Origin of the sequence: Streptomyces sp. RP5T, from assembly GCF_003933965.1 — a bacterium.
Lineage (GTDB): Bacteria > Actinomycetota > Actinomycetes > Streptomycetales > Streptomycetaceae > Streptomyces.
Genome location: NZ_RSAJ01001019.1, coordinates 1 through 1,651 on the forward strand (window position 1 = coordinate 1; position 1,651 = coordinate 1,651).

1 protein-coding gene and 1 pseudogene are annotated in these 1,651 nt (G+C 75.1%); one reads left to right on the top strand and one right to left on the bottom strand.

Translation table 11 applies throughout. The features are described 5' to 3' along the window. Window positions 1–838: pseudogene (locus EHS43_RS44055) on the bottom strand (FUSC family protein); the annotation flags it as partial. Between the two features lie 160 nt (window positions 839–998). On the opposite strand from EHS43_RS44055, the gene EHS43_RS44060 reads away from it, so the two are divergent. Further along, window positions 999–1,529, top strand: coding sequence for a DUF5134 domain-containing protein (locus EHS43_RS44060; protein WP_125195997.1), 531 nt, complete (start codon window positions 999–1,001; stop codon window positions 1,527–1,529). Window positions 1,530–1,651 lie beyond the last annotated feature (122 nt).

Consider the following 1,651-nt stretch of genomic DNA (forward strand, 5'->3'; position numbering starts at 1 on the left):
GGATTTCGTCGTCGTCCGGGGCCTGCGGGACCGGTGCCGTGCCGCGCAGCTCGCGGGCCCGGGTGCGCAGGCGGTCCGGGTCCGCGTCGGCCGGGGCGGCCAGGGCGACCTCGGCGCGGACGACGAGGCGTTCGAGGGCCCGCCGGGTGCCGGAACGCTTTCCTGCCGACAGGAGGGTCTGCCAGGCGGCCTGGACGGCCGCGTGGGCGGTTCCGCTCGCGGAGGAGCGCGGGTTCCGCGCGTACGCGGCGGCCGCGTCCAGGGCACGGGCGGTGGCCCGGCGTTCCGGGCCGTGCGGCCGCAACAGGCCGGGCGCCATCCCCACCAGCCAGGCCCAGGAGCCCGCCACGAGGGCCAGGGCGAGGTGGCCGGGGACCTGGGCGAGGGTCTGCGGGGCGAACAGGGAGGCGGAGCTGATGAAGGTGAGGACCACGTGTCCCGGCGGGCCGATCCGGGTCGCGTCGCAGAGCGCCTTCTGTACCGCTGCCACCAGCGCGCCGACGGTGACCAGCACCACCGCGCTGCCGGTGAGCGAGGCGGCCACCAGACCGGCCCCGAGGCCGGCGACCATGCCGAGCACCACCCAGGCCAGGGCACGGGCCCGGGCGGCGTAGGGCCGGTTGTGGGCGTAGAGGGCGCACAGGGAGCCGGCCATGGTGTACATCGCCAGGTCGAGGCGGCCGAGGGCCAGCAGGATCAGGTTGGGCGGGGCGACCGCGACGACCACGCTCAGGGCGGGCTTGAACCAGATGTCGGAGGGCCTGCCGAGGCGCAGCACGCCGGCCAGCGGCAGACGGCGTACGCGCGGGGTGTCGGGGTGGGGGGTCGCACTGCTCATGACCGACACCTTAACAGGTGTTTTACCTGTAAAGCACCTTCTGGACGCTGCTCTGACCTGCTGTGCTCCGCCGCACGCTCCCCCGCGTACACCCTTGCGCTCGATTGCGCGCCGCGTGGCCCGGGCATTTCTTGACCGACCGTCGAGCGGGGAGGTGGGCGTGCACGGACCGGCTTCGTCCGGCTGGCTGCTGGTCGCGCTGTGCGCGGCGACCGGGGCGTACTGCCTGCTGCGGATGCGCAGCACCGTCGAGGAGCAGCGCCGGGCCGCGGGCGGTGAGGCGCTCATGGGCTTCGGAATGGCCGCGATGGCCGTACCGGCCGCCGTGTTCACGCCACCGGCGTGGGCCTGGCCGCTGTGCGCAGCGGTGTTCGGCGGGGCGGCGCTGCGCGCGCTGTGGGCGGCGCGCACGAGCACCCATCATCTGCATCACCTGGTGGGGGCGGGGGCCATGGTCTACATGGCGGTGGTGATGGCGGCCTCCCCCGGACACCACGGCGGCTCGGGAGTCCCCGCGGTGACGGGCCTGCTGCTCCTCTACTTCGCGGGGTACGTCCTGCGGTCCGGGGCCGGCCTGATACCGGTGACCGCCGGCGGCGGCTCCGTCGCCTGGGGCGACCGGCCCGAACTCGCGCGCGCGTGCCGGTTGTCGATGGGCATCGCGATGGTGGCCATGCTGCTGGCGCTCTGAGAGGGCGGCGCCTGACCCGCGAACCTTCGTGCATGCCAGGACGTCGATACCGGGGTCCCGTCGGCACCCGCACCGCGCCCGCCGACGGCGGGACCGGCCGACGTCCGCACCCCGATCACCCC